Below are 18,800 nucleotides of genomic sequence, written 5' to 3'. Positions count from 1 at the left end.
ATCGGGGACAACGTTTTCGTTGCGTCGATGTCGACGGACAAGGTCACCTGGGTGGGTGGCAACCGGCCAGGTCGGTGGTCCCGGTTCCTCGGCGTCGGGATCGACCCGTCGATCGAGGCGTTCGGTGCGCGCCGGGTTGTCGCCCAGTACCCGGACACCGCCGAATTCGCCGACCCACGCCGCCACCACACCCAGTACTACGACTACATCGACGCGACCCGGACAAGTCCGACGGAGGCGCTGGAGAACTTCGGCAGGATTGCCGCCGGTCTCGGCGACACCGTGACGCTGGAGACGCATCGGCCCGGCGTCGATGACGCGAATGTCTTCCGGCGCGTGCTGTTCGGCAAGGTGCCGAAGCACGATCCGGCCGCCACAGCCGGGATCGACGACGGCACACACGGCTACCGGCCGGTGGACGGTCCGGTCGATCAGCCGGTCGGCCCGGAAGTGCAGGGGCATCGCGGCGGTCGCGGACGCTGGGCGGAGAACACTCTGCCCGGGTTCGAGGCAGCCATGCGGCTCGGTGTCGACGTCATCGAACTGGACGCGGGCTTGACCGTAGACGGTGTTCCGGTCATCCACCACGAGCAACGGATCGACTCGCACACCGTGCGTGACACCGCCGCGGCAACGCCGGAAGATCCGCAGCACCCGTATGTGGGCAAGCCGATTCGCGAACTCACTCTCGCCCAGGTGCAGACGCTCGACGCCGGCGTGGTGAATCCGAAGTTCGCCGACACCCAAGTCGCCGAGGCGGGCACTCCGATTCCGACGCTCGATCAGGTGGCCGCGCTTGCCGGCCGTATCGGCTGGGGTGGAACGCTGGCGCTGGAGATCAAGACCGACCCGTCCTGGACCGACGCCGACGTCCGGCAGTTGGTGGAAGCCAGCATCGTGGTGCTGCGACAGCATGGTGTCGACTTCCGGATTCTCGGATTCGATTGGCGGGTACTGACCTACGCCGAGGAACTGGCTCCGAATGCCGAGCGGGTCGCGCTGGTCAGCGCGCGCACGGCGACCGAGTCGTGGCTTGGCCGCGATCCGGGCATCTCCCGGTTCGGCCGAGCGCGCATGCTCTGGGCGCAGGCGACCGGCACGCCGCGCGATTCCGGTGGCGATCTCGCGGCCGCGGCGCGGGACGCGGGCGCGACGATACTGTCGCCGGAGCGCTCGATGGTCACCGAGTCGCTGATCGCGCAAGCCCGCGCGTCCGGGTTAGCGGTCGCGGTGTGGACGGTAAACGACACCGCCGACATGCACCGGCTCATCGAACTCGGCGTCGACGGCATCGTGACCGACTTCCCGGATCGTCTGCGCGAGGTCATGACTCATCGCGGCCGTCAAGTGCCCGGCCCGATCGAAGGTCAGGACGAACCGCCCGCGTCACCGGCGCCCCGTGACCCGAGTGATGGCGGGCAGCCCGATAGTGACGGCGCGCAGGCGGTGCGGCCGCGCCCGCGCACCGACGAAGAACTCGCGCAGGCCGCCCTCGACAGGCGGGCGCCAGGTGCGACGCCGGAACGCCTGCTGCACACCGACTATGCCGACGCCGACATCATGGCGTCCGCTCGGGACCGGGCGGCCGCGAACGCGCGCTGGTGGGGTGCGCTCGACGGCATCGAGCGGGCCGCGCTGATCGCGGTGCACCCACACCAGATCGGCAATGCCGACGGCCTCCCCGCCACCGTGCGTAACGAGGCGAACCGGTCGGCCATCGCCCGGGATCTGGCTGCGCTACAGGCAATTCCCGAGCATGAACTGACCACGGCGCAACGGCAACAGCTGCGAAACCTGGAGGTGACCAGCGCCGGGCTGGCCGATGCCGACCGCTATGCGACCGAGGTCGACGCCGATCTGCCGACGCCGCCGGTGCACGTGCTGTCCTACGACGCCGTGGCATTCGACGGCAAGGGTCGCGCGGTGCTTGCGTTCGGCGATGTGGACGGCGCCGATTCGGTGTCCTGGCATGTGCCCGGGATCAAGACCGATCTCGGCAAGTTGGGCTGGAACGCGGAGTTCGCCCGTAACCACTATGAGGTCACCTCCCACAAGAACCCGAGCCTGCGAGTCGCCTCGATCGCCTGGCTCGGTTACGACGCACCGGCTGGATACGCGACGGCGTTCCGGACCGGCCCGGCCCGGCAAGGCGGGGAGTGGCTGGCGCGGGATATCGCCGCTTTCAACGCCTCTCGCGAGGTGCACAGCGACGGCCTGCCCGCGCACCCGGTCAACCACGTGTTCGGACACAGCTACGGCTCGGCGACGACGAGCTACGCCGGCGGCGCGGGTCGTCTCGCGCCGGAGGTCTCGACGATTACGCTGGCTGCCTCACCGGGTGCGGGTCCGGTCGGCCATGCGGGCGAATTCGGCCTCGGAGACAACGTTTTCGTGGCCTCGATGTCCAGCGACAAGGTCACCTGGGTGGGCGGCAACCGGACCGGACGACGGTCGCGCTTCCTCGGCATCGGTGTCGATCCGGCCATCGAGGCATTCGGTGCGCGCCGGGTTGTCGCCCAGTACCCGGACACCGCCGAATTCGCCGACCCGCGCCGCCACCACACCCAGTACTACGACTATCTCGACCCGAGCCGGACCAGGCCGACCGAGGCACTGGAGAACTTCGGCCGAATCGCCGCCGGTTTCGGCGACACCGTGACCCCCGAACTGCATCGTCCCGGCATCGGGGACGCGGGCGTGCTGCGCCGAGTGATCCGTGGGATCGCCAAGATCGACCCGGCGACGACAGCGCATATCGACGATGGGACACAGGGCTACCGGCCGGTGGACGGTCCGGTCGATCAGCCGGTCGGCCCGGAAGTACAGGGGCATCGCGGTGGTCGTGGGCTCTGGGCGGAGAACACCATTCCGGGGTTCGAGGCGGCGATGCGGCTCGGCGTCGATGTCATCGAACTGGACGTCGGCTTGACCGCGGATGGTGTTCCGGTCATCCATCATGAGCAACGGATCGACTCGCACACGGTCCGCGACACGGGGCCCGCGACGCCCGGCGATCCGCGATACCCCTACGTGGGCAAACCGATTCGCGAGCTCACCGCGGCTCAGGTGCGCACCCTCGACGCCGGTGTCACCCATCCGGACTTTGCCGACACCCAGGCCGCGACGTCCGGCACCAGGGTTCCCACGCTCGCTGAGGTGGCCCGGCTCCCAGTCGAAATGGGTTGGAGCGGAACGCTTGCGGTCGAGATCAAGACCGACCCGTCCTGGACCGACGCCGACGTCCGGCAACTGGTCGCGGCGACCGTCGAGACGCTGAACAGGCATGGCGTGACGTTCCGGATTCTCGGATTCGATTGGCGGGTACTGACCTACGCCGAGGAACTGGCTCCGAATGTCGAGCGGGTCGCGCTGGTCAGCGCGCGCACGGCGACCGAGTCGTGGCTGGGTCGCGATCCTGGAATCTCGCGGTCGGCCAAGGCCAGGATGTGGTGGGCCAAGGCCACCGGGACACCGCGAACTCCGGGCGGTGATCTCGCCGCCGCGGCGCGGGACGCGGGTGCGACCATCCTGTCGCCGGAGCGGTCGATGGTCACCGAGGCGTTCATGGCGCAGGCCGAGCAGGCGGGCTTGCTGGTCTCGGTGTGGACGGTCAACGACCCGGCCGATATGCACCGGCTCATCGAGCTCGGTGTCGACGCCCTCGTCTCCGATTTCCCCGATCGGGTCCGCGAAGTCATGACCCACCGCGGCCGTGCCGTGCCCGCACCCGCCGAAGGCAGGCTGCTCCCGCACGACCTCGGGTTCGGCGAGAGTGCGGTGCGGCTGGCCGATCGCGCACTCGACATGCTCGAGGCGGGCGTGTCCGCTCGCATGCCGCTGCGCGGCGAATACTCGGCGGACCCGGTGGTGACCGAGGCGCAGGCCCGCGCCACCGCGTACCGGCAGGTGTGGGAATCGATGAGTCCGGCGCATCGGGACGCGCTGGTTCAGGTGTATCCGCACATCATCGGTGTCGCCGATGGCATTCCCGCGCAGGTGCGCAACGAGGCGAACCGCCTGGCGCATCGGCGCGCCTGGCGCGAACTGGGTGACCGCATCGCTGGGGTCCCACAGCTCATGCACCGCATAGTGAATCGGCCCCGGAATCTCGGCAGGCCGGAGTTCCAGCTGTTGCGCCAGTTGCTCTTCACGAACGACGCTGTGCCACTGAATTCTTCGACGCGGGTGGCGGACCTGAATGACCGCGCTGTCCGTGCGTTGCTCGGCAACCTCGACTCGGGCGACGCGGGCCTGCTGCGCAACCTCACCGCCATGACCGAACTGCTGGCCCGCGCCGATCGTGACGCGGCCGGACTTCCCGGGTCCCCACCGGCGCAGGTACTTGCCTTCGATCCGAGGGCCTTCCACGGCGATGGACGTGCGGTGATCGCTTTCGGTGACGTCGACAGCGCTGCGCACGTCTCCTGGCATGTGCCTGGGCTCGCCGCCACCGTCCGGTCGATGAGCCAGAGTCTGGACGCGGCCCGCAACCACTACGACGTGACCGCACGCACCGCCCCCGACGCCGCGGTGGCTTCGATCATGTGGCTCGGCTACGACCCGCCGAGCGGTGACGCCATGTGGTCGGAGTATTCGAGGACCGATCCGGCCCTTGATGGTGGGCATCGACTACTGCGAGATATCGCGGCCTTCAATGCTTCTCGTCGGCTAGGCGGCGCCGGTCTGCCGGACAACCATCTGATCGGGCACGGATACGGCTCGACCACAGTCGGATTCGCCGGGGTCGACGGCCGCTTGGCCGACCAGGTTGCCGACGTCACGTTGATCGGCTCGCCCGGCGTCGGCCCGATCACCGAAGCCGGGCAGTTCCGGCTGGGTCCGGGCCGGGTGTTCGTGCTGACCGCGTCCTCCGACCGGCTCACCTGGCGTGGTGCCGACACACCGACTCAGGTCGCCGGGCCGCATGCCGCCGAACTGCTCGGCGTCGACCCGGCGACGGCGGCGTTCGGCGCGGTCCGGGTGGCCTCGGAGTTCCCCGTCGACCCGCGGTTCGCCAGCGTGCTCGCCGAACGTCACCAGTATTACTGGTTCGCCGACGGCAGCCGGACGACACCGACGCGGGCGCTGGACAACCTTGCTCGGATCGGCGCGGGCCTCGGCGAGACGGTGACCACTGACGCACACCGTCCTGGCGCGCGGGAAACGATCCAGTTCCTCGGCCGGGACGTTGTGGTGCCGGTCGATCCGGCCGCCGCCCAAACCGCAGTGGTCGCACCGTCGGCCGCGCAACTCGCCCTCGCCCGCACCGCGCTCGACAAGCTGGAGCCAGGGGCCGCGCCCGCGCTGCTGCAACCTGCCGACTACGTCGACACGGATGTGACCATCGAAGACCAGGCTCGAGCACATGCCGAGCGCATCGCGCGCTGGTGGCACGAACAGCTGGGTCCCGAGGAGCGGGCCGCGCTGGTGCGCGCGCATCCGTTCCAGGTCGGTAATTCCGACGGGATCCCTGCCGAGTTCCGGGACCAGGCTAATCGACTGCAGATCACCCGCGACTTCGACGCATTCCTGGCCCGCAGGCCCCAGCCCGGGCTCGGGCCACGCGGCCGCTTGACCGCGGCGCAGATGCAGCAGCTGCGCAACCTGGTGGCCACCAGAGCCGCGCTCGCCGAGGCCGACGCGCGGGCCGCGCAGCTGGCCGACCACCCGCCGGTGCACGTATTGTCCTACGACCGAACGGAATTCGGCGGGACCGGGCGCGCGGTGGTAGCCGTCGGTGAGGTGGACACCGCCCAGTCGGTGTCGTGGATCGTGCCGGGCATCACCACCACAATGCTCAAACTGCCCGGCAACCTGCGCAGCGCGGTCGACATGTACGAGCTGACCACCAGGATGAATCCGGACCTGCGGGTGGCGACGGCCATTTGGATCGGTTACGACGCGCCCAACGGCGGCCGGATCGTGCTGGATACGGTCAGCACGGAACCGGCAAAGGCGGGTGCGCGGATTCTGCGCAGGGACATGGCGGCCTACCGCGCGACCCGCCAGTACCACGCGACCAGGTCCGAGACCGCCACGATGCCGCGCAACTACCTCTTCGCACACAGCTATGGCTCGGTGACAACCAGTTACGCGGGCGAGAACGGTCGGTTCGTCGGTGTGGTGGAGGCGGTGATGTTGCTCGGATCGCCCGGTGTCGGCCCTATGCGCAGCGCCGCCGACTTCGGTATCCCGGTGTATGTCGCAGCGTCATCAGGGGATCCGGTCACCTGGGCGGGTTCGGATATCCCCGATCGCGACGGCCGGTTCGCCGGCCGTGGCCAAGGGCTCGATCCCTCGACGCGCGTCTTCGGCGGTGTGCGCGTCACCTCCGAATTCCCCTCGGGCATGGCTGGATTCGACCAGCATCGGGCCTACTTCAAATACCTGGACGCGGCCCGGACCACAGTGCCGGAGGCGCTGCGCAACGCTGTGCTGCTGGCGGCGGAGCGACCACAGGACATGATCCGGGCCCGGCGCCGCCCAGGCCTCGCCGACCCGAACTGGCGGCAGCGCCAGGTCAACACGCCGAACGATCCGGAGAGCGGACGCACTGCCGTCGAGTTCGACAGCACCGACACTCGCGGCGCTGCCGAACAACGTCCGGCGCGGACGATCTCGACCGCGGACGGCCGGGTCCCGCATCAGGAGCCGCAGTCGACCCCACGGCGCCGCTGGCCACTGCGGCGCCGCGACCAGGTCCGCAGCGCGGAGTGCGGTCCGGACGCCGTGCGTACGATCGCCGAGCTGCTGCCGAACGCCGATGTGCGGGTGCCGATCGGGGAGGTCGGCCCGAACGGTATGACCGCCGCCGAGCTGGAAGCGGCTGCGGGCGGGCGGATGCAGATGTACGACTCGCCCGCGCGGATCGCGGCCATGCTGAAACGGATGGGCAACGGCGCGACAATGCTCGTTGTCGACGAGTACCGCGGTCTGGTCGACGAGCACGGTGTCGGCGCGCACGCCTACGTCCTGTCCTATCAGGGCGGGCAGGTGATGGTGTACGACAAGACTCTCGGCGAATCGCCGCAGAAGTTCCGGCGCAACCTGCTGCCGAAGGGCGTGCTCGCTACCCACGGCATTCTCTTCAACGTCGACGAACGTGCCGATCGCCCGATCGACCGGTTCAGGCCGAGTCCGCACCGGCCCGAGGTCGGTATCGGTCTGCCACAGCCGGAGTGGCAGCCGAGCCCCGCCGAACAGCGGATGCGGGAGTGGGGTCGCGGAGTCGAGGGCGAGCTCGGCGAACGCGCCACCTTCCCCGCGTTCCGGGTGGACTTCGGGTCGGATCGTCTGGGGGTATACAAGCCCGACGCGACCGAAGCGGCGCTGGAATGGGGCATCGATATCCCGCCGTCGGGGATGCCGGTGCGGGCGGTCGCCTTCTCGCGTCTCGACGAACTGCTCGGCTTCGGCCTGGTTCCCACGACCACGCTGTACGAGGGCAGTGCGGGCGAGGGATCGCTGATCACCTTTGTGCCTGGTCTCCATCCCGGAGAACCTACGAGTGAATACAGTCAGATCCAGCAAGATCAGCTGCTGGTCCTCGACTACATCGCCGGAAACTCCGACCGCCATGGCGGAAACTGGTACACGCGGTGGGCCGAGACCGACGCGGGCGAGCCGGTACGCGTGCTGGTGCCGATCGACAACGACTACACCTTCCCGGTGAACCGGGACTCCTTCATCTTCATCGCTCCCGACGGGCAGCGGGTCGGTGGCAGCGCGACGGTGTTCGTCGAGGAGGGGTTGAACCGTCGGCTCCAGCCCTCGGTATTGGCACAGGTGCTGGCACTGGCTCCGGCGCAGCTGGCCACCATGCTGGAATCCCTCGGGATCGAACAGCAGGCGATCGATGGAGCGTTGGACCGGCTCGCCGAGATCCAGCGCCACGGTGCGGTCATTGCCGAGGCCTGGCCCGATCTGGGCGGGCACCGGGAATCGGCCGGGCTGCCTCCCGAAATCAGCGACCATGCGGGCCACGCCGAAATGGACATCGTGCAGGGCGATCCGCGGCTTGTCGCGGAGGCGCAGCGGCTGGTCCGGGCGGCGATGGGGGACTGGGCGGATCATGGCCAGGTCGACGACGCGGCACTGATGACCGCGGCGTTGGTACGAAATGTACTGCAGCACACGGATAGCGACGGTCTGTTCGTCGTGATGGTGACCGATGACGCGGGGCATCGACGGGTGCGAGTTGAGGTCTTCGATAGAAGCGAGGTGGTCCCGGAGGTTCCCGAGGCGGGGGAGTCCGTCGCGAGTGGTCTCGCGCTGCTCGACGAGTTCGCCGGCGACTGGGATATCGACCCGCACGGTCCTGGCCAAGGCAAGACCATCTGGTTCGAGATCGATGAGGGCGTATCGCAACCGCCGCCGTGGATCGCTGTCGACGAGGCGCTGCGGGCGAAGGGCCCGGTGCTCGGTTCCCCGGAATCCCTTGGGCAGCTGCGCCATGCCAACGAGGCCATGAAGCTGAACTTCTCGGACGGCACCTCGTGGGTGTACAAACCGGCCTCGGGCGAATCCGCGACGCCGGTCCATGTTCCACCCTCGGGCGCGGCAGTCCGCGAGGTCGGCGCGTATGCGCTGGATGCGCTGCTCGACTTCGGATTGGTCCCGCCCACCACACTGTTCGACGGCAGCCGAGGCCCCGGATCGTTGCAGCAGTTCGTCTCGTCCCGCCCATGGGGCCGCCCGCTGGCCGACTACACCCAGGCCGACCGGGACATGATGGCGGTATTGGACTATATCGGCGCCAACCGTGATCGCAGCTGGAGCAACTACCTCGAGTCCACCGGCGGCACGTTCGTCGCCATCGACAACGGGTACATGTTCCCGGATAGCAATGACACCACCGGAATTCGCTCCAGCTTCGTCGCCGACGCGCTGAACCGGTCGCTCGATCCCGGGGTGCTGGCCAAGGTCAGGGCGCTCGACCCGGCCCGGCTGGCGCAGGTGCTCGCCGATCTCGGCTTGGAGCGGGAGGCTATCGACGGCGCCGTCGCCCGGCTCACCGAGATCCGAACCGCGGGCAAGATCACCGGCTCGGCCTGGACCGGTGACATCCACGACGTGCGACGGCCACCGTCTGGTCTGGTGGCGCCGCCGGTGCCCATAAACCCGGCCGAACAAGCCGTGCATGACCTGGGCCCGGCCGTCGGCCGGCCCGAACCGCTCGGGCGCTACGAGCACGTGAACGAAGTGTTCCGGGTGCAGTTCGGCGATGACAGCGTGTGGGTGTATAAACCGGTCGTCGGAGAACCGGTGTACGGCAGTGTGATTCCGCCTTCGGCCATGGCGCCGCGCGAAGTCGCGGTCTACCGCCTCGATCAGCTGCTCGGCTTCGGTCTGGCGCCGACCACCACGCTGTGGCGCGGCGATCTGGGCACTGGCTCCCTTATGGCGTTCGCCGCGGACGTCACCCCGGGTCAGGAGGTCGGCAAGTACTCCAAGGCGGATCGGGCCATGCTGGCGGTGCTGGACTACATCTCCGGTGCCAGCGACCGACACACCCGCAACTTCTTCACCGACCGCCGCACCGGGCGGGTGGTTCCGTTCGACCACGGCGAGACCTTCCCCGTCGATCGGCTCTCCTTCACCGAAGACGCCGCGAATTTTCCGGCGGACGCGACACCATTGGAGCGCTTCGGATTCCGGTCGGTGTTCGTCGCCGACGCGTTGGGCCGCACGCTGCCGCGCGAGGTGCTCGCCAAGGTGCGTGATCTGGGACCGGCACAACTGGAGATGATGCTGACCGAGCTCGGGCTGGAACGCGCGGCCATCGACGCCGCCTTGCGCAGACTCGACGAGATCCAGGTCAACGGGAAGATCACCGGCAAGGCGTGGCTGGATCTGGAGCAGTCCGATCTCGACCGCGGCCTCCTCGTCGCCGCGGAAACCACCGGGAACGAGAGCCGACCGACGGTGGACGCCGATGCCGACCGCCCCGGCTCAGTGCTGCGGCGGGTCATGGGCCGGTTCGGCTTCGGCGCCGACACCGCATCGGTCGAGAACCCGAATACCTGTGCGCCCGAGTCGATTCGGATAGTGATCGATGAGACCGGCAGCACCGTGGCCCGGGTGCCGATCGGCGACATCGGCCTGTCCGGCCTGTCCGGGGCCGCGCTGGAAGGCTACGCGGGCGGTCGGCTGCAGAGCTTCACCTCGCGCGACGAGGTGGCCGCGCGGCTGCTCGACGAGAACGATCCGGCCCGGGTGGTCCTCATGGTGGACCAGTACCACGGGCAGTTCACCGCCGACGAAGTCGGTGCGCACGCCTACGTGATGGCCAACCGTGGCGGCACGATCATGGTGCGTGACCCCAACGAGGGTGCCTGGCGTCCGTACCAGTGGGGCGAGTCGGGGCCGAATGTGGCCTCGGTGTCCGGGATCGTCTTCGATGCCGAAGGAAATCCGCTGCGCTCCAGCGATATGCACGGCCAGGACGCGGCCGCACAGCCGATCTCTCGGATCGGCAGCAGTTGGGACGGCGACGACACAGGATTCGTGGTTCGCGTCATCCCGCGAACCGACCTCGACACCATGTTCAACGACTACGGCGACACCGGCGGCGGTTGGACCGGCGCCGACAGCACGTACTCCCGGCGCCTGCCCGACGGCAGGCACCTGTGGATGTTCTCCGACACCTTCCTCGGAGCGGTCGATGCGGACGGCTCGCGCCCCGCGGACGGCGCGTTCGTCAACAACACCTTCGTTGTCGACGACAACGGGCAACTGTCCACGGTGCACGGCGGCACTCCGGACGCGCCGGAGGCGGTGGTGCAGGACACCGAGGGCGGCTTCTATTGGCTCGGCGGCGGATTCGTCGCCGGATCGACGGTGAACGTCATGTTCGTCGGATTCGGCCGGACCGGAAGCGGCATGTGGGACTTCGCCTTCCGCGACAACCTGCTCGCCCGCTTCGACGCGGACGATCTCAGTCGGATCAGCGTCACGCCGATGCCGTCCGAGAGCGGTGTCAATTGGGCGTCGTGGGTCGAGTTCGACGGCACCCACACCTACATCTACGGGATGAAGGAGGACGGGCCGACCAAGCACATGCACGTGGCCAGGGTCGTCGGCGATGACCTCACCGGCGTGTGGGAGTACTTCGACGGCACCGGGTGGACCCGCAGTGAAACCGAATCCGCACCGATCATGCCCGGGGTTGCCAACGAATACAGCGTGACCCGATGGCGCGGACGCTATTTGCTGATCACCCAGGACACAACCGTCGCGTTCAGCACCGAAATCGTTGCCTACGTCGCGGATTCACCGACAGGTCCGTTCACCGACCGGACCGTGCTCTATCGGACCCCGGAGCCAGGGCCCAACGGCAGTTACGGCGACGCGAACGTCATCGTCTACAACGCCCATGAGCACCCCGAACTCCGTGACGGGGACAAGCTGATCATCAGCTACAACGTCAACAGCCTCGTCCCTGACGCCGTCATCGCCGACGTCACGAAGTATCGCCCTCGCTTCATCGAGGTCGAGCTGGATTCCGGCTTCGGTGAACGGGATTCGGTCGGGCACCGGACTCCGGCAACCGGCCCCGAGCGACCGGGCGGGCCCGGCGAGCGGAGCCCCGAACCGGAGGCGCCGGTCGGGGCCGTGCGCTCGCAGCAGCCGGATCCGGGTGATGCTGCCGACAACGGGCCGTGGCACGTGAGTGCGGCCGAACTTGCGGCGTGGGGTCCGGTGGTGTCCGAATCTCCCCTCGGGGAGTTCGGAAACGTCTTCCGCATCGAGTTCTCGGATGGGACGCTGCGGGTCTACCGGACCGAACTCGACGCGGACGAGGCCGATCTCGTCGGCATCCCGCGCACGGGTCTTGCGGTGCGCGAGGTCGCGATGTCGGAGTTCGACCGGATGATCGGGGCCGGTCTGGTGCCGCGCGCGCAGCTGTGGGAAGGTCCGCACGGCCGCGGATCCCTGAGCGAGTTCATTCCGCACAGCCCACGACTCCCGGTCCGGGAGTATCCGATCGAGCAGCGGCACTTGGCGGCGGTGTTGGACTATGTTTTCGGGCACATCGACCGGAACCCGACCAACTGGGGCACGCTGCCCGCGACGTCCGAACAGCCCGACGCGCCGAAGCGGTTGCTGCTCTTCGACAACCCCGATGTGCTGCCCGAAGGCCCGGAATCGTTCACTTTCATCGACGAGGGCGACGAGCGCGGGGCCAGGATCGGGCGGATCCGTTCGCCGTTCGTGGTGGACGCGTTCGGCCAGCGGCTGGATCCGACTGTGCTGGGAAAGATCAGAGCGTTCGAGCCAGGCCGCCTTGTCGAGTTGCTACAGGGGTTCGGTGTCGAACCGCCCGCCATCGACGCCGCGGTAGCCAGGCTGACCGAGATACAGGACAACGGCCGGATCACCGGCACGGCCTGGCCGGGGCTCGGCGCGCCGGGCCATGTGGGTTCCGCCTTCGCCTCGATTCCCGATGGCGAGACGATGAGCGAGCGCGAGGCCGCGGTGCACGAGCTCGGCTACGGCGAGACCGCCGGCCGGATCGGTGACTTCGACCAGCTCAATGTGGTGCTGCGAGTTCAGTTCTCGGACGACAGCGTCTGGGTGTACAAGCCCGAGGACGGCCAGTGGACCGAGGGCATGAACCTGCCCCCTACCGGCATGGCGGTCCGCGACGTGGCCTTCGCACGCATGGACGACCTGCTCGGATTCGGTCTGGTCCCGACGACCACGCTGTGGGACGGCCCAGAGGGCACGGGCTCGCTGATGGAGTTCGCCGCGGCCACCGACCCGGCGCGGCCGGTCGACCAGTACTCGCTGACCGAACGCAGCATGATGGCGGTGCTGGACTACATCGCCGGATCGCACGACCGCCCCAAGCGGAACTGGCTGACCCGTGCCGACGAATCCGGTGCAGTCCATGTGATTCCGATCGACCACGGCTACACCTTCCCAGTGGATCGCGAATCCTTCACGCCCGTGCCGGATCCCGAGTCCCGGGCGGATCCGCGGCTGCGAAATCTGATTCATTCCGAGTTCGTCGCGCACATGGTGAACAAGGAGCTCGATCCGGCGGTGCTGGACGCGGTCCGTGCCCTGGATCCGGCGCGGCTAGCGGCAATGTTGGCGGGGCTCCAGATCGAAGGCGCGGCGATCGATGGCGCGCTGGACCGGCTGCGCGAGATCCAGGTGCGCGGCAACATCACCGGCGAAGCATGGCTCGATCTGAGCGGGTCCAAGCTTGCGGCGGGCGTGCTCATGCCTCTCGACCCTGGCAGCGACGGCACCGCAAGCACCGGCCGAGACGCCACGGTTTCCGGCGGGCCCGAAGCCTCGGACCCCGGTCCGATGGATCACGTCGTGCCGAGCAGCCCCGACGACGAGTTCGCGCGCTGCGCCACGGCGCCGGAGGTGGCCGCGATAGTGCGCGACACCCTGGGTGTCACGGTCGAGGGATTCGACCTCGCCGGTGTGGATGTCGAGTCGGCCCGCGAATTCGCAAGGGCGGTCCGCGATCAGTTGGACACGCACCACGAGATCGATGTGGAGATCGTGCGCATCGGTGCACTGGACGGCCCGAATCAGGTCGCCGAGGCCGAATGGATCATCGAGAACGGCCGAGTCCGAACCAAGGCGATCACCCTGAATCTGCGATTCGCCACCGATCCCGAGGCGCTGCGGCAGGCATGGGCGGCGGACGTGGCGGCCGAATTCCATGTGGGCCCAGCGGATCGGCCGGTGTACGGCAATATCGTGCACGAATTCGGCCACGCCATGGAGCACGCCGGCGGGCTCCGGGCCGGAGACGAGGCGAGCTTCGCGCTTTTCGAGTACTACGCGCGCACCTACCGAGCCGACGCGGATCCCGACGCGGATTGGACGGACGAGTACGAGATCTGGTTGCGCCAGCAGTTCAGCAAGTATTGCTTCGACAAGCACGAGAACTTCCGGCCACGGGAGGCGCTGGCGGAATCGTATGCAGCGCTCGAGTACCCGGATGCGGAGGTCACCGAGGGTGAGGAACTGCTCAACAAGCTGTTGCTGGACCACGCCGGCGCGGGCAACCATGTCGGCGCCCGCCTGGCCGATCTGCCGCAGTATGGCAAGGACCCGGCGGCCGCGGGCGAATCGACGCTGCGGCCCGCTCCGGTCCGAGCGCTCGAGCCCAGCACCGACCAGGACCCGAATGGCGCGGTAAGTACGGCTGCGGCCGACCCGGAATCCCCGGGGGACACTGCCGCCTCCGAATCCGATCCGGGTGTCGGTCCGGTTGTTGCTCCGATGCGTGGGCGCGAGGTGGCGACGGCGACCGGGAACGCGGCGTCGGTGACCGGGCCGGATCGGTGCACCGACGGTGAGCCGGTCGACATGTCCTCGGGCGCGGTGCTGTTGGCGAGCAACGATCTGCGGACCGCGGGTGTGCTGCCGCTGGAAGTGCAGCGCATCCATCTGTCGTCAGTGCGGTTGGGTAGGCACTTCGGGCCCGGGTGGCTGTCGACGCTGGACGAGCGGCTGGAATTCGATGCCGATGGTGTCGTGCTGGTTTGCGCGGATGGCGCGGTGCTCAGCTATCCGCATCCGGAACCCGGTGGTGCGGAGGTCTTTCCGGAATCCGGGCCGCGGCGTCCGCTGTCGCTGGCCGACGGGCGTTATCGGGTGCGGGACCTGGCGGCGGGCGTCATCCGGGAATTTGTCGCTGTCGAGCATCCGGCGGTCGCGCCGATTGCCGCGCTGCGGCATCGGGGCGGTCAGCACCTGAGCTTCGAGTATGGCGACGCGGGTCTCGTCGCAGCGGTGCGGCATTCGGGCGGTGCGGTCTTGCGGGTGTCGACCGGCCCTGGCATCGGCTGGGTGTCGGGGTTGTCGCTGGAGTCAGCGGGAGAGTCGATTCCGGTGGCCGGGTACCGGTATTCGAGTGTCGGTGAGCTGCTCGCGGTGGCGAACGCCGCAGGGCAGGAGCTGCGCTATACCTACGACGACGCCCACCGGCTGACCTCGTGGACTGATCGCAACGGCGTGTCCTACCACCACCGGTACGACGCCGAGGGCCGCTGCGTGGCCCAAATCGGCACCGGTGGTGTGTACGCCAACGCCTTTGCGTACGGCGAGGACCGGGCGGCCGATGCCGCATCCGGCGGCCGATGGGCGGCTCTGATCGAAACCGTGCGCCCCCTGGATGATTCGCACATATCCGGCGCACCACGGCCCTTCGATGTCGAGGCCGCCCTTGACGCGCTGCAGGCGATGCCGGTTGTCGGGGAGATCCAGGCCGTTGGCCCGCGCGCGGTGGCGAACCGGTCCGTGGTGCGCGAAGATCCGATCTTCGGCCACATCCGGGTGCTGATCTTCCGCACCGACGTCAACGGTGACGTGTGGCAGGTCGCGTCCCCGGGCGGTGTGCGCACCTTCGAACGCGACGTCACGCACCACCTGGTGCGCCAGGTCGATCCGACCGGAGCATCGGTGACTTACGAGCGCGACCTCTTCGGCCTGGTCACGGCAGTCACCGGACCCGACGGCGCGACTACGCGGCTCACCCGCGGCGCCTGGGGTGAGTCGCGCTCCGAGACCGACCCCGGCGGCCGAACCTGGACCTACGACTCGGACGCGGTCGGCAACACCACGGCTGCGACCGGCCCGGACGGTTCCCGCACTCGCTACGAATACGATTACCGCGCAACAGGTTCCATGTTGCGCCGGGTTATCGATCCGACCGGCCTCGGCACCACGGTCGACTGTGACGCGGCCGGACTCCCGGTGCGAGTCACCGCTCCCGGCGAGCGCACTTGGACCTATGAGCGCGACGGGTTCGGCCGCATTCGATCGGTCACCGACCCGCTCGGCCGCACCACCACCCACACGTGGAGCGTCGACGGCAGACCGCTGACGCAGCGCAATCCTGACGGCACCGCGGTCACCTGGACCTATGACGCAGAGGGCAACCAGCTTTCGCGCACCGACGAGGCAGGCAACACCGCCACCACCTCCTACACGGTGCTGGACTCGCCGCTCGAGATGACCGGGCCGGACGGCGCCCGCCTGCGCATCGGATACGACACGCAGTTGCAGATCACCTCCGTAACCAACCCGACCGGTCTGGTGTGGCACTACGAGTACGACAGCGCGGGCCGGGTGGTCGCCGAAATCGATTACAACGGCGCGCGCACGACGTATGCCTATGACTCGGCGGGCCGAGTCCGGTCCACCACCAACGCCCTCGGCCAGACCACCCGCTTCGTCTTCGACGTCGCGGGCCGGGTCACCGAGGAGCACACCGACGACGGCGTGACCGTCTACCGCTACGACCGGCATGGTGATCTCGTCGAGGCCGCCAATAGTGATGCGGTGGTGCGGATCACCCGTGATGTGGCTGGTCGCATACTGACCGAGCAGATCAACGACGTCACGGTGGCCGGCGACTACGACAGCGCGGGCAAGCGGACCCAGCGGATCGTCGACACCAGGGCGGTGCCTGGCGCCGGGCTGGGCTGGCGCACCATGTTCGGCTACGACGACACCGGCCTGTTGGTCACCGCCGCCACCGACGACGGGCACGGGCCGAGCGATGTACTGCGCTTCGGCTACGACCCGACCGGCAACGAGACCGTGCGCGGCATCGGCGCCGCCCGGATCACTCGGCGTTACGACAACCGGGACCGGATCATCGCCCAGCACGTGCAGAACCCGACAGGCACCGTCGCCGGACGCACCTGGACCTACCGCGCCGACGGCTACGCCACCGGTACCGATGACCTACTACGCGGCCCGCGGCATTTCGACGTCGACCCAGTCGGCCGGGTGACCGCGGTGGCGACGCAACGGCCGCCGGGGGCAGGCGAACAGTACGGCTACGACCCGGCCGGTGTGCTCACCCGCGCCTCCGACGAGTCCGGGGTGCCGAGCCCGGTGCTCTCGACGGGCACCCTCGTCACCGAATCGGGCAGACGCCGCTTCTGGTACGACGCGGCGGGGCGCCTCGTCCGGGTGGTTCGAAGCCGCCTGTCGCACCAGCCCGAGGTCTTCGAATTCACCCACACCGCCGCGGGCCAGATCCGCACGGTGTCCGCGCCTGACGGCACCTTCTGGCGTTACGGCTACGACCCATTGGGCCGTCGCGTGTCCAAGATCCACACCGACCGCGCCGCGAACGTGCTGGAGTCGGTGATCTTCGGCTGGGACGGCGACGATCTCGTGTTCCAGCACAACCAGGTACCCGGCCTGCCGCCGTCGACCTCGAGTTGGTGCTGGACCCATCATCCCGAAACCCACGAGCCGCTCACCCAGTACACCCGCGCTACCGGCCGGCCGCCGACGCCGGTGGCGCTGGGCGGCGCGGTACATCAGGCCACCATCGACACCGCGTTCCACGCTATCGTCACCGACCTGGCCGGTGCGCCGACCGAACTGCTCGACCCTGGCACCGGGTCGGTCGCGGGCTGGGCGTCGAAAATGCTGTGGGGCCAGACGCACTGGAACGGGCACGCCGAGACCGCGCTGCGATTCGCCGGTCAACTTCGCGACCCGGAAACCGGTCTGCACTACAACCGGCACCGGTACTACAACCCGGCAACGGCGACCTATACCGCGCCTGATCCGCTCGGTCTCGAGCCGAATCCGGCCAGTGCCACGGCATATGTGCACAATCCGCACAGCTGGGTCGACCCGCTCGGCCTGGCGGGCTGCGCCGGCGGTTGGTGGCGTCGGATCAGAACGCTCGGGCCGATCGGCGCCGCCAGGCAGGAGTACGTGGACGCCACCCGCGGCATCACCATCGAAGGACTGGCAAGGGTAGAGGCGGGAGAAGACCCGGAGACGACAGCCCGCTGGGCTATCGACCAGCGCAACGCGATGAAGCTGACGACAAGGGCGAAGCTACCGAGGATATTCAACATATGGGCCGAGCGACGGAACATGCGACACTACGGAGAACCGGTGGGTCCGACGTTCGAGTTTCTCCGAGACGTGAAGGGTAAGACGCCGATGGACATCATCAACGCCGCGGGCCGGACCAGTCGCCGCATCAATCAGTTGCTGGGGGTCCGGTAAATGGCCGAGGGCGGCGAACTGATCTGGCTGGCGCGCAACAACCGGTTCGAATGGGTTCAGTACGCCACTGCTACCGGACGTATCGTGCGGACGCTGCGCCCCGCCTCGTCGTCGGCGCCCACAGCGGGACTGATCGACAAATGCCTCGGCAAACTCGTCGCCTTCTATGTGAACGCCGACCACACCGGCTATGTCGTGCAGAGCGGCGCCACTGCCATCGAACTCGACGACCATGCGACCGTCCGCTATTGGAAGACACGCCGAAACTACTTCGCTCACTTGTTGATCGAGCGCGGCTCGCAACGCATGAAGCTCGACGAACTCACCTTCGCGACTGCCGCCGACGACGAAACCGCCGACTACGTGAGCTCGAAGGACTTCCTCGGCACCATCAACGATTTCGTCACCAGGCAGGACCGCCGCCGCCACGGACTCGAGGTCTGGTCGCGAGCCGCGGACCCGACCACCTCACCCAGCACAGAGGAGACCGACCGATGAGCGAATCATCGACCCCGACCCGAGTCGTGCTGTACACCTACGCCAAAGACCTGCGCCCGGAGAAGGTGGCCGAGTTCACCTGGAGCACTGACGCGGGAGTGGCGCTGAGGATCATCGACGACGAGTGGGGCAGCCTGGCCCGCGAATATTATCGCGACGGAGTGCTCTCGAAAAGCGAACGGCGCGTTGTCCTTCCGGCGGAAGGACCGAGCTTCATGCGGGCTCTGGTGCAGCCGAGCCGATCGACGTACTACCGCTTCGCGGATGAGAGCGGAAACCGATGA

General features: G+C 68.4%; 3 protein-coding genes (1 of these 3 only partly in view). All 3 read left to right on the top strand.

Going from position 1 to position 18,800, the window contains the following annotated elements:
- Tightly spaced (each overlapping or abutting the next), the 3 genes in view from ACFQZZ_RS31345 to ACFQZZ_RS31335 form a layout consistent with a single transcriptional unit that may run on beyond the window.
- On the top strand, positions 1–18,018 hold the 3' portion of the coding sequence (locus ACFQZZ_RS31345; protein ID WP_378687842.1) for an alpha/beta hydrolase. 9,603 nt of this gene lie to the left of the window's left edge; 18,018 of the gene's 27,621 nt are visible here — the last part of the coding sequence; its start codon lies beyond the left edge, outside the window; the stop codon is at positions 18,016–18,018.
- On the top strand, positions 18,019–18,516 hold the full coding sequence (locus ACFQZZ_RS31340; RefSeq protein ID WP_378687840.1) for a hypothetical protein: 498 nt from the start codon (positions 18,019–18,021) through the stop codon (positions 18,514–18,516). It abuts the gene before it with no gap.
- Positions 18,513–18,800 (top strand): hypothetical protein, encoded by a 288-nt coding sequence (locus ACFQZZ_RS31335; protein WP_378687837.1) that lies wholly within the window; start codon positions 18,513–18,515, stop codon positions 18,798–18,800. Before ACFQZZ_RS31340 ends, ACFQZZ_RS31335 begins: the two co-directional genes overlap by 4 nt.

This window comes from Nocardia sp. GCM10030253 (assembly GCF_042675075.1).
Classification (GTDB): Bacteria; Actinomycetota; Actinomycetes; order Mycobacteriales; family Mycobacteriaceae; genus Nocardia.
This window is presented reverse-complemented; position numbering and strand designations above follow the sequence as displayed.